Here is a 16,981-nt window from a genome sequence, read left to right on the forward strand (position 1 = left end):
TACCAGCGCGCCCAAAAGCTCGCAGCATCCTAAACACTGAAAGCGAAAGTCGCCCAGTACGCGTGTCTATCATGCGCGTGCTGGGCGACTTTTCTCGACCAGTGGACTCGTGTGCGTTGGTGGCGCGTGACGGTGGGCTTGCAAGGTAGTCCCCAGTTAGTGGTGTGGGCGGCGTTAAACGGCTCAGCCTGGTCGAGGATTTGGCGTCCAATCTTGGCCGCTTCGCGCCCGAAAAGTTTGTCCATCACTGCTCCTTAACGCTTGGCTCTTTAGTGCTGCCGCGAAAGTCGCGTGTGCGACTTCCTTGCCCCGCGTGATTATCGCGTCCTGGCGTTCGTAGTTATCGCTAGCGGTTGCCTGACACAACCAGAGACACCGAAGCGCCGGCTACTTTTCTGCGCTGACCACGCTTTAAGAGCGCTAAGCGCTCTAGGTTTATGGTACATTTGCAACAAGTTGCCCAATGGGGTGCCCAGGTGGTCACCGTGGTGATTGACAGGAGGTGTCGGAGTGCTGACTATCGCGAAGATGGGTGCGCACTCCGTGGCCTATTATCAGTCCACGGTTGATGAGAATCGGGGGACGGATTCGTACTATTCCGAGGACGGAAAGCAGCCAGCTTCGGTGTGGCTTCGGGGCGAAAACATGGCTGAAGTTTCGGCATTTTTGGGCGCTGAAGATGGTGCGATCGTGTCGGGGAAAACGGTTGAGGATTGGTTCAATAAGGCGGTCGCTCCGAGCGGTGCGGGGCTTGGAAATGCTCCGCGAAAGGATAGTGTTCCAGGTTTCGATCTGACGTTTTGCGCGCCGAAATCTGTCTCCTTGTTGTGGGGGATGGGCGCAGATTCTGCCGTGCGTGGCATCGTCGATGAAGCCCACCAGGCGGCAGTATCCCAGGCGCTGGATTACTTGTCGGAGCATGCCAGCTACACGCGAAAGCAAGTAAAAGAGCCGACGGGAAAGCGTCTTATTGTCGAAAAGTTGGCGGGTATTTCGGGCGTGAAATACGAGCACCGTACCTCGCGCGCGGGCGACCCGCACGTGCATTCACACGTGTTGTTGGCGAATAAACAGCTATGCCGAGACGGCAAAGTTCGCACGCTCGATGGGGTGAGTTTGTACCACGAGGCGCGCGCGGCAGGCATGGTGTATCAAGCCACGGTGCGTGAAATCTTGAGCCAGAAACTCGGTGTGGAGTTCGGCGACGTGGTCAACGGATGCGCAGAAATCGTCGGCCTTGATGACCCAGAATTGATTGCGTCGTACTCGACCAGGGCGCGTGAAATCGACCAGTGGCAGGCCGAGAACGGGCTTGAAACCCGCGCGGCCTATGAGCGTATCGCGCAGAAAATCACCCGGCGTACCAAGGATACCGACACCCCACTAGACGAGCTAGAAACCGAGTGGGCACGTGCTGAACACGGCGCGCAGGTGCGCGCATTTGTGGCCGGACTTGTGCCAAACAATGAAGCGCCAGCGCGCGCGGTGGGTGAGGATTTCTTGCCGAAACCAGCCCAGATTTTAAGCGCGGTTGTTGCAGAACGCTCCACGTTTACCCGAGCTGATGTTGCCGAGAAAGCAGCAGAACTTATCCGCCCTGGCGCAGTTTCCCCGGAGGATATGACGGTTACTGTTGAGCGTCTTGTGGATGCCGCGTTGGGTGAGCGCGGCACTTGGTCAGTGACTCCAGAGAAGTCGCGCGAGCTGGATAATACCCAGCGTGAAGGTTCGCAGAAATACACCACTGTCGAGGTGGTCGACGAGGTTGAACGTGGCGTTGATATGGCCACCGCGCGCGTGGAGCGCGGGGTTAATACCGAGTCGATCCAGCCAGTTGAAGGCGAACTATCTCCTGCTCAGGCGGACGCTATGCGGGCGGTTGTCAGCTCTGATTATCTGGCTTCTGTGGTAGTCGCGCCTGCTGGTGCCGGTAAGACGTCCTCACTCAAGGCCGCGCACAAGGCATGGAACCAGGCCGGTAAACACGTCGTAGGCCTAGCACCTACGGGTAAGGCTGCTGACGTGATGGTGGGCGAGAATGTGGCCGATGAATCCATGACGATTGCGCGCGCTTTTGTTGGCACAGACGAGCTGACACCGGAGCAAACGGCGGAGAAGTTGGGGTGGAACCGGGACACCGTTGTAGTCGTTGATGAAGCTGGCATGGTGTCTAACCCCGATACGATCCGTGTGCTGGAGACTGCCACTGCTGCCGGCGCGCGCGTGGTCTTTGTGGGAGATCCAGAGCAGTATTCGGCGGTGAAAGCTCGTTCTGGCCTGCTGGCGACCTTGTCCCATGAATTGCCTGATGCCGTTGAGCTACGCGAGGTGTTCCGCCAGCGTGATGCGGGTGAGCGTGAAGCATCGAAGTGGCTGCGCGGTGGCGAGGGAGCAGACGTTTCTCGTGCCGCCGAGTGGTACATGCAGAACAAGCGCCTGCACGCAGGATCGGTTACGGCAATGATGGACGATGCGTTGGCCGGGTGGCGTGATGATACTGCCGCAGGAAAGCAGTCGCTGCTGGTTGCAGCTACCTGTGACCAGGTCACCGCGCTGAATGCTGCGGCGCAGAAGATTCGCGCCGAGCGCGGCGAGATTAACCCTGAGCACCGCCTGGGCTTGTCTGATGGACTGACAGCCGGTGTCGGTGATGTCATCTTGACTCGTCGCAACGATGCAAAGCTGGTGACCAGCAACGGCGATGTTGTCCGCAATGGTCAACGCTGGGTCGTTGATTCCATCGGGAAAGACGGTTCCATTACGGCCCGACGGTGTGATGATGATTTAGCCACTGTGACACTAAACCGCGACTACCTCGATAAACACACCCAACTGGGCTATGCCGCTACTGGTCATAGTTCCCAAGGCGCGACCGTGGACGTGTCCCGCGTTGTTTCTGGTGTGGGCAACCTAGATAAGTCCAGTGTTTACGTTCCGATGACTCGTGGGCGTGAGGGCAACTTCCTCTATATTGCCGAGACCCAGCCAGGAGACACCGAGACCGGCCACGGCCAGGTGAATCAGGTCGCACGGCGTGAGTCTGCCGAGTACGCCCGCGACCTGCTGGTGTCCGCAGGAATGCGCGAGCAAGGCGATAAAACGCCCCAGGCGCTGTTTGGGCAAGCCAAGCAGGATTGGGAGCTGACCAAACTTGTCAACCAGCCTTCCCAAACGGACACCGATAACCCGTTTGTCGGCACCGAAATGGGTAAGTACATGCGCAGCTTTGCCGCTAAACGCGAAGCGCGCTTTGCTGACTTTCATGCTCGCGCCCAGCCCAACAATGTCGACGAGGTGCCAGAATCGGAATCAGGCAACGAGTACAGCGCTACACGGTCCAATGACGCCGTGGAGAGTATCGACGCCGAGATAGAACGGGTAAACAATCAGCTTGAGACGCTGCGCGGTGAGTACGACCAGGCTAACCAGCAGGTTGAACAGCTCGGACAGCAGTATTCCAAGCAAGATGCTGTAGTGCGCGAGTTCGAGGACACGAAGAACTCGAGGGGCTTTTTCGGCAGGCTACGCCACGGCAACAACGACCAGGCCCTCCTAGACGAAGCAATCAACGTGCGCGACAAGGTAGCTGCATCCTATGACCAAGCCGTGGACTATCGCGACAGCTTTACTGATCCGATTCGCCAGCTTGAGACCGAGCTAGACGAACTGCGCTCCCAACGCAGTGACGAGCAGGCGCTACAGAAATCCCTGGACTTCCTCGACTCACTCGGTATTAGTACCACCGCAGATGATGAGATGCTCGCCCGGTTCCACCAGCAAGCTGCCGCAGATAGCGACTACGACAACGACCAAGACAACTGGTTGGATAACGCTCCAGAGAGCGAGGGGCCAGAGCTTTAACGAAAAATCTGCGTCCCCTCGTCGATGTCGAACCTATGGTAAACAATGTTTACAAAAGCAAATAACGCTCACGAGAAAAAGAGTAGGACTGCCAAAGACAGTACGTAAACAATGTTTACGACAGGCAAGGGAAGGACTTACGTCAATGGTTCAAGGACCCCACCCCTCCGGGCGCGTGGTATCTGTACGCATGCCAGAGGACATCATCGAGCGCCTAGACACACTGTGTGCTCGCACCGGACGCAGTCGCGGTTTCTACCTCAAGATGGCAGTAACAGCGATGCTGCCCCAATTGGAGGAATACCACTGGGAACACGTCGCTGCGGACTTCGAAGAAAAGAGTATTGAAAACGAGTTTTACCGCATCATTCTTGCTGGACTTTCTGCCGAGTCTGACGATAAAGAAAAATAAAAGTGCTATCTGCCTGCGCTTTTATCCTTACAGTCACCTGTAAAAATGTATTACTGTAAACCTGTAAAGCAGTATTTGCTTAAACCTGTAAAGTGGTAGGGGCAATGATTTATCCACCTAGGAGAAGCCATGATCATTACCGCCATTAACGCCAAAGGTGGCGTTGGCAAGACCACCACAACGATGTTTCTTGCCACGGTTTTCGCTCACCGAGGAAAGACCGTGACCGTCACAGACCTAGACCGGCAGGGCTCGGCACTGGAATGGTCTGAACGCGCAGAGGATGGAGGAAGCCCCTTGCCGTTTGAGGTTGAACTGTCCATCCCCAAGCGCGTCGATAGGCAAGCAGCGCTCGTCGGAGACGACGAGTTCATGTTCATCGATGTCCCGCCAGGGGATGAGAACGCTATCGAAGCAGCAATCGCAGTCAGCGACTTCATCATTCTTCCGACCCGTTCTGCTGCTGCCGACCTCTCCCGAGTATGGGAGCTGCGCGACGCAGTCAACGGAACACCTCATGCAGTCTTACTGACGTTCGCCAGGAAAGGCACCAGCGCCCTTGACGCGGCACGAGAAGCGCTCGATGAAGAACACATGCCGCACTTTAAAACCGAAATCCCGCTACGCGAAGATATGCACCTAGCGTTCGGATACTGCCCAGGCCCCGACATGCACGGCTACGACCACGTCGCCGACGAACTCATGGAGATGATGAAATGAGCACCAGTAAAGAACGCGCCAGGGCGCAGCAAGGCCCGCGAACCTCAACGAAAAAAGCCGCGAAGCTAACTCCAGCAGCCGAGAAGAAAACAGTGCGAAGCGCATTCCACCAACCCACAGGCCGCGACTATGTCAAGAAGATGACCATTGAAATCGACCGCGACCTTCACGCAGAACTCAAAGTCATCGCCGCTCAAAAAGGCGTGACCATCCGCGAGATTGTTAGCACCTACCTCGAAGAATACGTCCACAACAATAAATAAAGGTTTACAGCAATACAGGAATACAGGTTTATGGCACCTGTATTACTGTAAACCTGTTGCTCTGGATAATTCGCCACCGTATGCGTAAATCAGCGCGCGCGTAACGGTAAATCTGCGCACGTGATTTTTGTGTATTGGTAAATATGCGCAGCCTGACCTGGGGTTTCATTCCATGATGGTAAATATGCGCAGACAGCCCTGTGCAGCTGAAACGCGGTTACGTATGTCTTGCCATATGTCTTGCCATACGTAACCGCAGGTAAAAGGTATATTTTTCGCGTGTCATGGCTAGTAAATAACACCGGTGTCATTTAGAGTCGGTGAAAGACAGTGAAAAACGAAGAAAGCCACCGGGCGGCAACCCGATGACTTTCGCTTATCACCCAGCTCACTCCTGGGGGAAAGCATGGCTGTGAGTTTACAGGCTTACGCGCAGAACGCGCATATTAAAACACCGACCCGTGTCGAGCGCGACCGTGGTGGACTGGATAACACCCCAGCATCTGCCAGTGACCGCGACCTTTTACGCGAGCATCTAGGCCGCGATGTACTTCACGGTTCAGTCACACGAGACTTTAAAAAGGCCTATCGACGCAACGCTGACGGTACGAACTCGCCGCGTATGTATCGCTTCGAGACTGATGCTTTAGGACGGTGCGAGTACGCCATGCTCACCACCAAGCAGTACGCTGCCGTCCTGGTCGTAGACGTTGATCAAGTAGGTACCGCTGGTGGTGACCCCGCAGACTTAAACCCGTACGTCCGCGACGTGGTGCGCTCACTGATTACTCATAGCGTCGGGCCGGCATGGGTTGGTATTAACCCAACTAACGGCAAAGCCCAGTTCATCTGGCTTATTGACCCCGTCTACGCCGACCATGAGGGCAAATCTGCGCAGATGAAGTTACTGGCTGCGACTACGCGTGTGCTGGGTGAGCTTTTAGACCATGACCCGCACTTTTCCCACCGCTTTAGCCGCAACCCGTTCTACACAGGCAAGGCCCCTACCGCTTATCGTTGGTATAGGCAGCACAACCGGGTGATGCGTCTTGGAGACTTGATAAAGCAGGTAAGGGATATGGCAGGACACGACCAGTTCAACCCCACCCCACGCCAGCAATTCAGCTCTGGCCGCGAACTGATTAACGCGGTCAAGACCCGCCGCGAAGAAGCTCAAGCGTTTAAAGCGCTTGCCCAGGACGTAGACGCGGAAATCGCCGGTGGACTCGACCAGTACGACCCAGAGCTTATCGACGGCGTGCGCGTTCTCTGGATTAACCAAGGCACCGCCGCCCGCGACGAAACAGCCTTTAGACACGCACTTAAGACTGGCCACCGCTTGCGCCAGCAAGGCCAACGCCTGACAGACGCAGCAATCATCGACGCCTATGAGCACGCCTACAACGTCGCACACACCCACGGCGGTGCAGGCCGCGACAACGAGATGCCACCCATGCGTGACCGCCAAACCATGGCAAGGCGCGTGCGCGGGTATGTCACCCAATCCAAGAGCGAGGCCTACACCGGCTCTAGCGCACCCGGTAAAGCCACCAGCAGCGAGCGTAAAGCCTTGGCTACGATGGGCCGCAGAGGCGGCAAGAAAGCCGCACAACGCTGGAAAGACCGTGATAGCGACTATGCGCAGTCTGAGCTTGCAAAACTGGAGCGAACGCACCGAAGGAAGCGAGTTCAGGGGCAAACGACGCGTGCAAGAATTCAAGCCCTTGTCGGTCAAAGCTTTGTAGAAACCGGCAAGCTTCCGTCGCGCAAAGAAATCATGGCTGAAACAGGCGTGTCTGAATCTACCGTCAAACGGCATCTGCGAGAGCTACGTACTACGGGGTTGCTTCCCGAGTTGTAGGGGGGGTCATACCGTAAGCAATATACGGTTCCCCGGCCGTTAGGCAGTTAAGTAAAATCTCTCTTAGCAAGATTGGGTTGGATGGACTATGTCCCGGTGTCACTAAGAGTGCATAAAGTGTGTCGCCGCTACACTCGCACAAACTGGAGAGCTCCCCTCAGGGAGAGAGATTGCCGAAGAGGTCGGGGTTACGAAGCGGACCGTGAATCTCCACCTTAAGGCTCTACGGGAAGCCGGGTTAATGGAAATAGATTAAGTGGGAAATGCCGTAAGCAATATACGGTCCCCTGCCCCCCTGGGCAGTAGAGGATTGGACTTCTTTTTTTCTTGTTGAGGGGGTTCTAGATTTGGGTGTCCTGACCGTAGTGCCGGGGCTTCTTCGTTGGCCACTGCTCGACTCACTCTGGAGGAGCTGGGGCGGCTCGACTAGATCGCCACAAAGAAGTATGTGCCTGGCTGGGAGGTTATGTACCAGGCGATCCTTCTTTCGCTATGAGCCGATGAGTTTGGATTGCTATCCTGCCGTCCTCACCCGCTGGCGTGCTGTGAAGGCGCGGTGCTATCGAACTGGAACAGGTGACTGAACTGGCGGGAGAAATGTAGAGATCGTTATGGCCGTCGACCGCTACCGCCTAGCCGAGGTGACAGACGAAATGTGGGAAAGCGTTCCAGTCAATCGGATTTCCGCTAACGCGGTGCTGTCTAGCGTGGTGGTCTCGACAAAAATAGTCAGCAGAGACAACCCGGATCACCTCCGCAGTGGACCGAGTTGTCTGGATGCGACTATTTCGCGATCATAGTAGTAACACCCTCACCGGTGAGCGCGTGCTTCGCGTTCTCCAGAGAGGTGACGACAGCGCGACCGCCCTCGGTATGCTCAACGTACTCGATGCAGGCCTCAATCTTCGGCAGCATGGAGCCTTTGGCAAACTGGTTACTGGCGATGTAACCGCGAGCTTCGGCAGCGGTGATCGTTGTCAAATTCTCCTGCTTCGGTGTGTTGAAATTGATCGCAACCTGGTTGACAGCAGTGAGGATTACAAGGTACTGGGCACCGATCTGGTGAGCGAGAAGAGCAGCAGAACGATCCTTGTCAATCACGGCTGGCACGCCTTCATACTTTCCGTTTTTCTCCACGACGGGGATGCCGCCACCGCCGGTGGAGATGACTACGGAACCGTTATTGATCAGGTTAGAGATGCTTGACTGCTCGACGATAGAGGTGGGCTGCGGGGAAGCTACCACCCAGCGCCAACCCCGTCCGGCATCTTCGACAAATGTGTGACCGGTTTCGGCCATGATCTTCTTCGCTTCCTCTTCGGAGTAGAAGGCGCCGACTGGCTTGCTGGGGTAGTCGAACGCTGGGTCTGCGGCGTCGACAAGCGTTTGCGTGATTAGCGAGACGCAGGGTTTGTCGATGGAGCGCTGCGCGAGCTCATTCTGTAGAGCCTGCTGGAGGTGATAACCGATGTAACCCTGTGACATCGCAGAGGCCTCCGGAAAAGGAACTACAGGGGTATTACCGTGCTGAGCGGCTGTGTCGGTCGCCACTTTGATCATGCCCACTTGTGGTCCATTGCCGTGGGTGACGACCACATCGATACCAGACTCGATCAGATCAACGATCGCCGAAGCTGTGTTCTGGATGAGCCGTAGCTGTTCCTTCGGGGAGTTGCCGAGGGCGTTGCCGCCAAGGGCTAAAACAAGACGCTGTCCCATGAGTAGATGAGTACCTTTCAATCGGAAAATTGGGTGTGTGAAAATAATTCAGGCCCAGGAAATCACCATTGTTAACTGGGAATTGCCTGGGCCAAGACTGTCAGAGAGTGCTGTATGCTATGTGGGGTTAGGAGAGTGTGGCGTACATGATCGCCTTAATGGAGTGCATACGGTTCTCTGCCTCGTCGAAGACGCGGGACCGCGGGCCCTCGAAGACTTCGTCGGTGACCTCCATTTCGTCGATGCCGAACTTGTCAGAGATTTCTTTGCCCACGGTGGTCTTTACGTCATGGAAAGACGGCAGACAGTGCATGAAGATGGCATCCTGGTCGGCGGAATCCATGAGTTCTTTGGTTACGCGGTACGGGGTCAGCATCTCGATGCGCTTCTTCCACAGTTCGTCGGACTCTTCACCCATAGACACCCAGATATCGGTGTAGATAACGTGGGCGCCGGCGGCAGCCTCCTTGGTATCCTCAGTCAGGGTGACGGAGCCGCCGGATTGCGCAGCGATCTCACGGCACTGAGACACCAGCTCATCCTTCGGCATTTGATCCTTCGGGCCACAAGCGACGAAGTGCAGGCCGAGCTTAGCGCAGACGACCATGAGCGAGTTGGCGACGTTGTTCTGGGCATCACCCATGAAGACCAGTTTCAGGCCCTTCAGGCCCTGGGGAAAATTCTCTTCCACGGTCATCATGTCGGCGATCATCTGTGTCGGGTGGAAGTCCGTGGTCAGGCCGTTCCACACTGGAACGCCGGCATTGGCAGCGAGAGTCTCCACGATCTCCTGGTCAAATCCGCGGTACTCGATTCCGTCGTACATGCGGCCCAACACGCGGGCAGTGTCCTCAATGGATTCCTTCTTTCCCATCTGGGAGCTACCGGGATCGAGGTAGGTCACGCCCATACCGAGGTCCATCCCGCCAACTTCGAAAGCGCAGCGAGTGCGGGTAGAGGTTTTTTCGAAGAGCAGGACGATGTTCTTGTCCTTGAGGTAGCGGTGCGGGGTGCCGGTGCGCTTTAAGTCCTTGAAGTTGTGGGACAGCTTAATCAGGTGGCGGATCTCCTCGGGGGTGTAATCAAGGAGCTTGAGGAAGTGGCGTCCGCTGATAGAGACGGGCATTGTCGGTCCTTTCGGGTCGGTGAAGCATGGTGTTGCTTTCGCTGAATCGTATGAAGTTGTTGCCCCGCAGGTGGCGGGACGGTCTTTTAGTATTCGACCGGGTCACGCAGGATTGGGCAGGTCATGCAGTGACCACCACCGCGGCCTCGCCCGAGTTCGGCAGAGCCGATCTCGATGACCTCGACACCAGCATCGCGCAAGAGTTTGTTGGTGTGGAGGTTGCGATCGTAGCCAATGACCACACCCGGCTCGAGGGCGACGACGTTATTCGCGTCATCCCACTGCTCGCGCTCGGCGGCATAAGAGTTGCCACCCGTCGGGATAACCTTCAGTTCTTTGAGGTTAAGGGCCTTGGCAACGACGTCGTTCCAGTGATCAGACTCGGCGGTGACATCGAGCTCGCCACTATCACCCGGCCGGACGGTGATCGGTTGAATGGTGTCCACCACGTCTTTGAATACGGTGATCTTGTCCATGTCAAGGAAGCTGAATACAGTGTCGAGGTGCATGGATGCGCGATTCGGTGCCATGCCGGCGACGAGAACACGCTCAGCTGCGCCCTTCTCGAATAGGTTCTTCGACAGCTGGGAGATAGCCTGCCACGAGGAACGCTCGCCCATGCCGACTAGGACAGTGCCGTTACCGACAGGCATGATGTCGCCGCCCTCGAGGGTGGCCAGGCCGTGAGCTTTGTCGGAACCTCCGTACCAAATTTCGAAATCGGCCACAGCGAAGTCTGGGTGGAAACGGTAAATAGCCTCTTCCAACATAGTTTCCTGTTGGCGAGCGGGCCAGAACATCGGGTTCAAAGTGACGCCGCCGAAGATCCAGGCGGATGTGTCGCGGGTGAACTGCGTGTTGGGTAGCGGGTTGGTGAGGAACTGGGAGCCACTGTGGGCTTTCGCAAGCGCCGAGGTGACCGCGCCATCGAAATCGGACGGGATGTCTTGGAAAGCGATACCACCGATGAGAAACTTGGCCAGCTGGATGCTGTCCATCTCGGACAACCAAGCGCGCAGCTCTCCGTCGACACCTGCGCCGACTAGGTTGGCGGACATCTTGCGCTCGAGGATCCACTCGCGAGCCTCGGGTATGGCCACGGTTTCCTCGAGAAGCTTATGAAGTTCGAGGACGTTTACGCCGCGGTCGCGCATCTGCTGCTGGAAGTTGCGGTGGTCTTCGCGGGCCTTCTCCACCCAGAGGACGTCGTCGAACAACAGGGAAGCCGAGTTAGTTGGCGTGAGCCTCTCGTGGGCGAGGCCCGGTTCGCACACCATGACGGTGCGCAGCTTGCCAACCTCAGACCAGGCACCAACGGAGAACTTTTCAGACATTGTTATTCCTTTCAAATGTGGACCGTGCGGGGTGGTTCGGGTTTCGTTCAGGTTCCGCGCGGTAAGAGTGGGTTAGAGCAGGGAGATGGCGCCGTTTGATAGGCCATAGACTGCGTAGGCGGCTCCAAGAACGAGGCCTGCCAGGATAATGTACTCGAAGGGTTTGAGGTACGGGCGTTGGCCGTTTTCTTTCTTCGCCCAGATGTAGACAATGATGCCGGGCAAATAGAGCAGGGTTGCCAGTGCCAAATTGCCAAGACCTGCCGCGTAGATGAGCCAGAAACCGTAGAGCGTGGCGATGATCGAGACCGTCAGGTCCTTGGCGCGGCCCCGCGCCATGTCACCGGTGTAAGTCTCACCCCGGCTGGTGACGAGAAGGGCGTAGAGCGCCGACAGGAGGTAAGGAACCAGGATCAGTGCTGCCGAGAAAGTGGCCATCACGTAGTACACATTTGAGGACAGCATTGTTGCCAGCAAGACAACCTGGGTCACGATGTTGGTAACTAACAGGGCGTTCGCGGGGGCATCGTTCTCGTTGAGCCGGCCGAAAAAGGATGGCATCGTCCCGTCGGTTCCTGGGATTTGCATTGTCTCACCGCAGAGTAGAATCCAGGCGAGCAGAGCGCCGAGTACCGAGATGATTACGGCAATGCTGACGAACCAGACACCCCAGGGGCCGACGATCTCGGCGAGTACGTCACCCATGGAGGCATCGGGAAGTTCTGCGATTTCTGCGCGCTGCATGATGCCGAGCGACAGCAAATTGACTAGGACAAGCACGGCGAGGACGAATATGAAGCCAACGATTGTGGCGGTACCGACGTCCTTGCGATTACGGGCGCGCTTGGAGTAAATGGAGGCACCCTCGATGCCGATGAAGACCCATACCGTGACGAGCATCATGTTCCTCGTTTGGTCGACGATGCTGCCCAGGCCGGACTGCTCTCCCCAGAAGTCGAAGACGAACAGGTCGTAGTGGAACCCAAAAGCGGCGATGGCGATGAAGGCGAAGATCGGGACGATCTTGGCGATAGTGGTAATGGTATTGACCAGCGTCGCGGTCTGTATACCTTTGATGATAAGCAAGTGGGTCAGCCACAGTAGAACCGAAGCGACGATGATGGCGGGAAGAGTGTTTCCACCCTCGAAAATGGGGAGAAATTTGCCAATGGTCGACATCAGCAGCACGAGGTAACCGACGTTGCCGATCAGGGCGGATAGCCAGTAACCCCACGCTGAGTTGAATCCCATGTAATCGCCAAAACCGGCTCGGGCGTAGGCGTATACGCCGTTGTCGAGCTCAGGTTTGCGGTTAGCAAGAAACTGGTAGACGAAGGCGAGACAGATCATGCCGATGCCGGTGATGATCCAGCCGATGATGATCGGGCCAGCGGCGGCAGAGGCCGCAATGTTTTGTGGTAGCGAAAAGACGCCACCGCCAATCATGGACCCTACAACGAGGCCGATCAGGGCGAACAGGGAGAGCTTGCCGCTGTCGGGACCAGTGTCCCCGGCAGCACCGGGTGAGGCGCCTCCGGTACCCGGGGCATCCACTTTGGATGATGGCATGGGAATCCTTTCCAAGAAGGCTTGCCACTTGCATCGCCCGCTCCACGGATCCATACATCGGCCATCACGCTTTTATGCGTTCGGTGCAAGTTAAATTTTCTGACATCACGAACGCTACATGCACTGAGTGAGTCTCGCACCGCCGTTGTTCTTGGATATCTCTCTAGCTACATTTTTTCGCAGCAATGAGTAAATGCAACCGTAAATATTCACCGAAGTATGAAAGTGAGTGTATATTTTTGGTCTCAATAGTCCGCGCCGACCATGACTGTCGGCTTGGGGGATTGCATTTTATTGAAGTTATCCAATCATTGGGCAACTAAGGTGCGATAGTTCACAGTTCGCCCTGTCGGCAATCTCTTCTACCCGCGTGTGGGGGTGAAGGGGATGCTCCGCGACTGTTTGCATAAGGTGCAACCCCTTCGCGGCTTGGCGAGCCTCTTGGGGTAGGTGAAGGGAGGTGCTTCCGCGACTACCCGAAGCTAGGCTACGTAAAATATTAAGTTCCCTCACTTAAATGTGGAAGGGCGGATGCTAGCATGACGGCATGACCCCTAACCAGTTGAGCAGTTTCGTTTATTCGAGCGCGCAAGATGTCTTTACTCAGCATAACTTGGATAATCTGCTCATTCCGGCGGAACCCGTTATCGAACGTCCGAAAAATCCAGACCACGGGGATTACGCCACCAACCTTGCCCTGCAGCTTGGGAAGCGCACTGGTGTAGCTCCCCGCGATCTCGCGCAGTGGCTGGCGGACTCCCTCAACCATCACCCGGAGATCGCCGAAGCCTCAGTCGCCGGTCCGGGGTTCATCAACATACGTTTGTCTTCTGCGGCGCAGGGTAGTTTGATCAGCGATGTCATCGTTTCCGGTGACTCTTACGGCGATAGTGACACCTATTCTGGTATTACGGTCAATCTTGAGTTCGTCTCTGCAAACCCGACTGGCCCGATTCACATTGGTGGCACCCGCTGGGCCGCAGTGGGCGACTCCCTCGGACGTGTCTTAGAGGCTAACGGTGCTGAAGTCACCCGTGAGTACTACTTCAATGATCACGGTGAGCAGATCGATCGTTTCGCCCGTTCACTACTCGCTGCCGCAAAAGGTGAGCCCACCCCGGAGGATGGTTACGGAGGTGAGTACATAAACGACATCGCTGGTGAGATTCTCGCACACTATCCGAATGCGCTGGGGAAGAGCGACGCGCAGGAGTTCTTCCGTTCTCACGGTGTAGATATGATGTTCGAACACATCAAGAAGTCGTTACACGATTTTGGTACAGACTTCGATGTCTATTTCCACGAGAACTCGTTGTTCGAGTCCGGGGCGGTGGAACGCTCTATTGAAAAGTTGAAACAGAATGGCTACTTCTACGAGCAGGACGGTGCCTGGTGGCTGAAGTCCACCGATTTCGGGGACGATCGCGATCGTGTAGTGATTAAGTCTGATGGTAATGCCGCCTACATCGCCGGGGATATCGCCTACATTGAAGACAAGATTGGCCGTGGCCACGATCTGTGCATTTACATGCTGGGTGCGGATCACCACGGCTACGTTTCTCGCCTGAAGGCCGCCGCCGGTGCGTTAGGTTATAACCCTGACACCATCGAAGTGCTCATTGGCCAGATGGTCAATCTGCTTAAAGATGGTCAGGCTGTGCGCATGTCTAAGCGTGCGGGAACTGTAATTACCCTCGACGATCTCGTTGATGCCGTCGGTGTCGACGGAGCGCGCTACGCTCTTGTCCGCTCGTCCACCGATACCACGCTGGACATTGACATCGCGGTATGGGCATCCAAGTCAAATGATAACCCGATCTATTATGTCCAGTATGCGTACACGCGCCTGAACTCTCTTAAGGAGAAGGCCGCCAGACTCGGTGTGAGCTTCGAGGGGGCGGACTACTCCCTGCTTAGCACTGAGCTTGATGGCGAGTTGATCCGCACCATCGCCGAGTTTCCGAAGGTGAACAAGGCTGCCGCGGTGTTACGAGAGCCGCACCGCGTAGCTCGTTACTGTGAGGAACTAGCTGGTGCGATCCACCGCTTCTATGCCCACAACCCGATCTTGCCCAAGGCGGGCGGGGAAGAACAGCCGATCCACAAAGCGCGTCTCGGTCTAGTTGAGGCCGCGTGGCTGACTCTGTCTAAGGGGTTGCACCTGTGCGGCGTGAGCGCGCCGGATCATATGTAGGAGATCGGACGCCGATGAACGAAGACATCACACGCCCAATCCGGCACTACCGCATCACGGCGATCCTCAACCGTAAGCGCGTCAACAGTCAGAATCAGCTCATGTCTTTGTTGGAGAAGGAGGGCATCTCGGTCACCCAGGCGACGCTGTCGCGTGACCTCAACGAATTAGGCGCGAAAAAGATGCGTCCACTCGAGGGGCCCGCGTATTACGTGGTCGGTGATGTCCACCCAGCTGGGTTGTCCGCCGACCCGGGGCTGCGGGGCCGGCTGCGGCGTCTCTTGAAGACTATTGCTGTGTCGATGGTGGAGACCGATGCCGGTGTCTTTATCCGTACCCCACCGGGGGGCGCTCAGTACCTCGCTTCCGTCATTGACCTGTCGGGGCAGCCAGAAATCCTGGGTTCTATTGCCGGTGACGACACAATCTTGGTTTTTGCGAAGAAGCCATTCACCATCAGTGAGTTGCTCCTGCTGCTCACCGAACTGGCCGGATTTACCAACGGGCAGAACCCTGTGCGCCCAGACGACTTGCTAGACGAAGGTCGCGCGTCTTCCCCCGCCACACCAACCGATAAGACCCCCTCTTCGCCTTCAGCCGAATAGCGACGCGTGGACCCCTTGGTTTTTGTTGCCAGGGGATGTTATAAATATGCATGGAGAGCTCCGGGGAGGAAATTCCCGCCCCTCTCGGGAGGCGCTCTTACTCCGGGAGGTTCAATGTCCGGACCTCCCCGTCGCTGCACCGCAGGCTGGTGATTGCGGCCAAGACTGAGGGGGTTTCCCTCAACACGCTGATCAACCAGAAGCTCGCCTCCGCCTAACGCGAATGCCTACGGGATTGCCATCCCCCGGGCCTTGGTGGCCCGTTAGTTTCGCTTAATGCTCAGATTGCGGTCTGCACAGAACAAGTGCTGCTCCGCCGGCTATGGCAGAAAGACCGGCGCGGAGCAACGCGAGGGTCCCGGAGGACACGTCCGTATTGGCGAGATCACCACGTTGCGTCTGGGGTTGTACCTGCTGGTTTGACTGCTGTTTTGATTGCAGCCTGGAGGGACATAGCGAAACTTAGGATCGTAACTTCTTGGATTTAGCCCCGGCTGGTGGGTCACGTTTACAGCACCCGCTCCCACCGAACTACCAAGCGCCGCCGCCTGTCTGCGGCCACTGCCCCGGGCGGAATCGAATCCCATATTTCCCGCCCTCCAGGAGGGGAATCTCCATCTCCACACAGATTGTCCCTGTCGAATCTGACAGGTGGAAGGGCTGATCAGGTTCATAGAACCAAGTTTCAGGGCCGCCGGTGATGCAATTACCGAGCGCCCGAGCATATTCTTCATTAATGGTCATAGCGGTGAAGTATGTCCGGCCAGCGTCTCCCGCATTGTCCCGCCGAGGATTTATTCGACCGAAACCTTCCAGGGGAATCCATCCGGTTCCTTCAATGCGCTTCCAGTCGTCGGTCATCGTCGCTCCTCAGCTCAAGTGGTCTTTGAGACAACGATATCTGATGTCAATTTTCTTAACCATGACATGAAGTTGCGTCTACCGGGTACACAGTAACCGCAGAACGTGGAACCAGCGGAGTATGGGTGCTCGAATGCGCTGAATTAGGGGAAGTGTCCCAAACTAAGCGGCTAGCTAATGCTGCCGACGAGATGCGCGAAGCACCGGCCTACCAGGCAGGCCTAGACCCAGACGAACTCGACATTGTTGTTGATGTTGTTCTCCCACCGGGCCTTGCGGAAATGAAAGCTCGCGCCGAAAAAGAACGCGAAGAAGCGGCACGACTGGCCGCTGCGGCACAGGCAAGCACTCATGACCTCGCTGTTGCAATGAGAAACGCTGGAATGACCGTACGAGATATGGGAACAGTCCTCGGCGTGTCTTACCAGCGCGCCCAAAAGCTCGCAGCATCCTAAA

The 16,981-nt window shown here is 56.5% G+C and carries 15 protein-coding genes and 1 pseudogene; 11 read left to right on the forward strand and 5 right to left on the reverse strand.

What is annotated here, in order from left to right:
- Window positions 1-510 precede the first annotated feature (510 nt).
- The 6 genes from mobF to HMPREF3169_RS13485 all read left to right on the forward strand — a co-directional run bounded on the left by mobF (window position 511) and on the right by HMPREF3169_RS13485 (window position 7,373).
- On the forward strand, window positions 511-3,861 hold the full coding sequence (gene mobF / locus HMPREF3169_RS01030; protein WP_070455418.1) for a MobF family relaxase: 3,351 nt from the start codon (window positions 511-513) through the stop codon (window positions 3,859-3,861).
- Between the two features lie 145 nt (window positions 3,862-4,006).
- Window positions 4,007-4,273, forward strand: coding sequence for a ribbon-helix-helix domain-containing protein (locus HMPREF3169_RS01035; RefSeq protein ID WP_070455420.1), 267 nt, complete (start codon window positions 4,007-4,009; stop codon window positions 4,271-4,273).
- Between the two features lie 129 nt (window positions 4,274-4,402).
- Complete coding sequence (locus HMPREF3169_RS01040; RefSeq protein ID WP_070455422.1) at window positions 4,403-4,993, forward strand: ParA family protein; 591 nt, start codon at window positions 4,403-4,405, stop codon at window positions 4,991-4,993.
- Window positions 4,990-5,256 (forward strand): hypothetical protein, encoded by a 267-nt coding sequence (locus HMPREF3169_RS01045; protein WP_070455424.1) that lies wholly within the window; start codon window positions 4,990-4,992, stop codon window positions 5,254-5,256. The genes HMPREF3169_RS01040 and HMPREF3169_RS01045 overlap by 4 nt, the downstream gene beginning before the upstream one ends.
- A gap of 406 nt (window positions 5,257-5,662) precedes the next feature.
- Window positions 5,663-7,117 (forward strand): replication initiation protein, encoded by a 1,455-nt coding sequence (locus HMPREF3169_RS01050; RefSeq protein ID WP_246815572.1) that lies wholly within the window; start codon window positions 5,663-5,665, stop codon window positions 7,115-7,117.
- Between the two features lie 112 nt (window positions 7,118-7,229).
- Window positions 7,230-7,373: a LexA family protein gene (locus HMPREF3169_RS13485; RefSeq protein WP_083286032.1), complete on the forward strand. Its 144-nt coding sequence runs from the start codon at window positions 7,230-7,232 to the stop codon at window positions 7,371-7,373.
- A gap of 527 nt (window positions 7,374-7,900) precedes the next feature.
- Here the strand turns inward: HMPREF3169_RS13485 and arcC are convergent.
- The 4 genes from arcC to arcD all read right to left on the reverse strand — a co-directional run bounded on the left by arcC (window position 7,901) and on the right by arcD (window position 12,865).
- Window positions 7,901-8,836: a carbamate kinase gene (arcC, locus tag HMPREF3169_RS01055; protein WP_070455426.1), complete on the reverse strand. Its 936-nt coding sequence runs from the start codon at window positions 8,834-8,836 to the stop codon at window positions 7,901-7,903.
- A 127-nt stretch (window positions 8,837-8,963) separates the two neighbouring features.
- A complete protein-coding gene (gene argF, locus HMPREF3169_RS01060; protein WP_070455428.1) occupies window positions 8,964-9,962 on the reverse strand; it encodes an ornithine carbamoyltransferase in 999 nt (332 codons plus the stop codon).
- A gap of 86 nt (window positions 9,963-10,048) precedes the next feature.
- Entirely contained in the window at window positions 10,049-11,296 is a 1,248-nt protein-coding gene (arcA, locus tag HMPREF3169_RS01065; protein WP_070455430.1) for an arginine deiminase, read from the reverse strand.
- Between the two features lie 72 nt (window positions 11,297-11,368).
- Window positions 11,369-12,865, reverse strand: coding sequence for an arginine-ornithine antiporter (gene arcD, locus HMPREF3169_RS01070; protein ID WP_083286030.1), 1,497 nt, complete (start codon window positions 12,863-12,865; stop codon window positions 11,369-11,371).
- A gap of 547 nt (window positions 12,866-13,412) precedes the next feature.
- On the opposite strand from arcD, the gene argS reads away from it, so the two are divergent.
- From argS to HMPREF3169_RS13050, 4 genes and pseudogenes are all read left to right on the forward strand, one after another.
- Window positions 13,413-15,059: an arginine--tRNA ligase gene (gene argS, locus HMPREF3169_RS01075; RefSeq protein ID WP_070455432.1), complete on the forward strand. Its 1,647-nt coding sequence runs from the start codon at window positions 13,413-13,415 to the stop codon at window positions 15,057-15,059.
- Window positions 15,060-15,073: 14 nt separating this feature from the next.
- On the forward strand, window positions 15,074-15,664 hold the full coding sequence (locus HMPREF3169_RS01080) for an arginine repressor (protein WP_070455434.1): 591 nt from the start codon (window positions 15,074-15,076) through the stop codon (window positions 15,662-15,664).
- Between the two features lie 50 nt (window positions 15,665-15,714).
- Window positions 15,715-15,882 (forward strand): annotated as a pseudogene (locus tag HMPREF3169_RS12580) (toxin-antitoxin system HicB family antitoxin); the annotation flags it as partial.
- Between the two features lie 58 nt (window positions 15,883-15,940).
- A complete protein-coding gene (locus HMPREF3169_RS13050; RefSeq protein ID WP_168162611.1) occupies window positions 15,941-16,087 on the forward strand; it encodes a hypothetical protein in 147 nt (48 codons plus the stop codon).
- A gap of 108 nt (window positions 16,088-16,195) precedes the next feature.
- Here the strand turns inward: HMPREF3169_RS13050 and HMPREF3169_RS01085 are convergent, their stop codons facing one another.
- Entirely contained in the window at window positions 16,196-16,525 is a 330-nt protein-coding gene (locus HMPREF3169_RS01085) for a hypothetical protein (RefSeq protein ID WP_070455436.1), read from the reverse strand.
- Window positions 16,526-16,677: 152 nt separating this feature from the next.
- Between HMPREF3169_RS01085 and HMPREF3169_RS01090 the strand changes: the two genes are divergently transcribed.
- On the forward strand, window positions 16,678-16,980 hold the full coding sequence (locus HMPREF3169_RS01090) for a hypothetical protein (RefSeq protein WP_246815573.1): 303 nt from the start codon (window positions 16,678-16,680) through the stop codon (window positions 16,978-16,980).
- The last annotated feature ends 1 nt before the right edge of the window (window position 16,981 follow it).

Source organism: Corynebacterium sp. HMSC08C04, assembly GCF_001807495.1.
Classification (GTDB): Bacteria; Actinomycetota; Actinomycetes; order Mycobacteriales; family Mycobacteriaceae; genus Corynebacterium; species Corynebacterium simulans.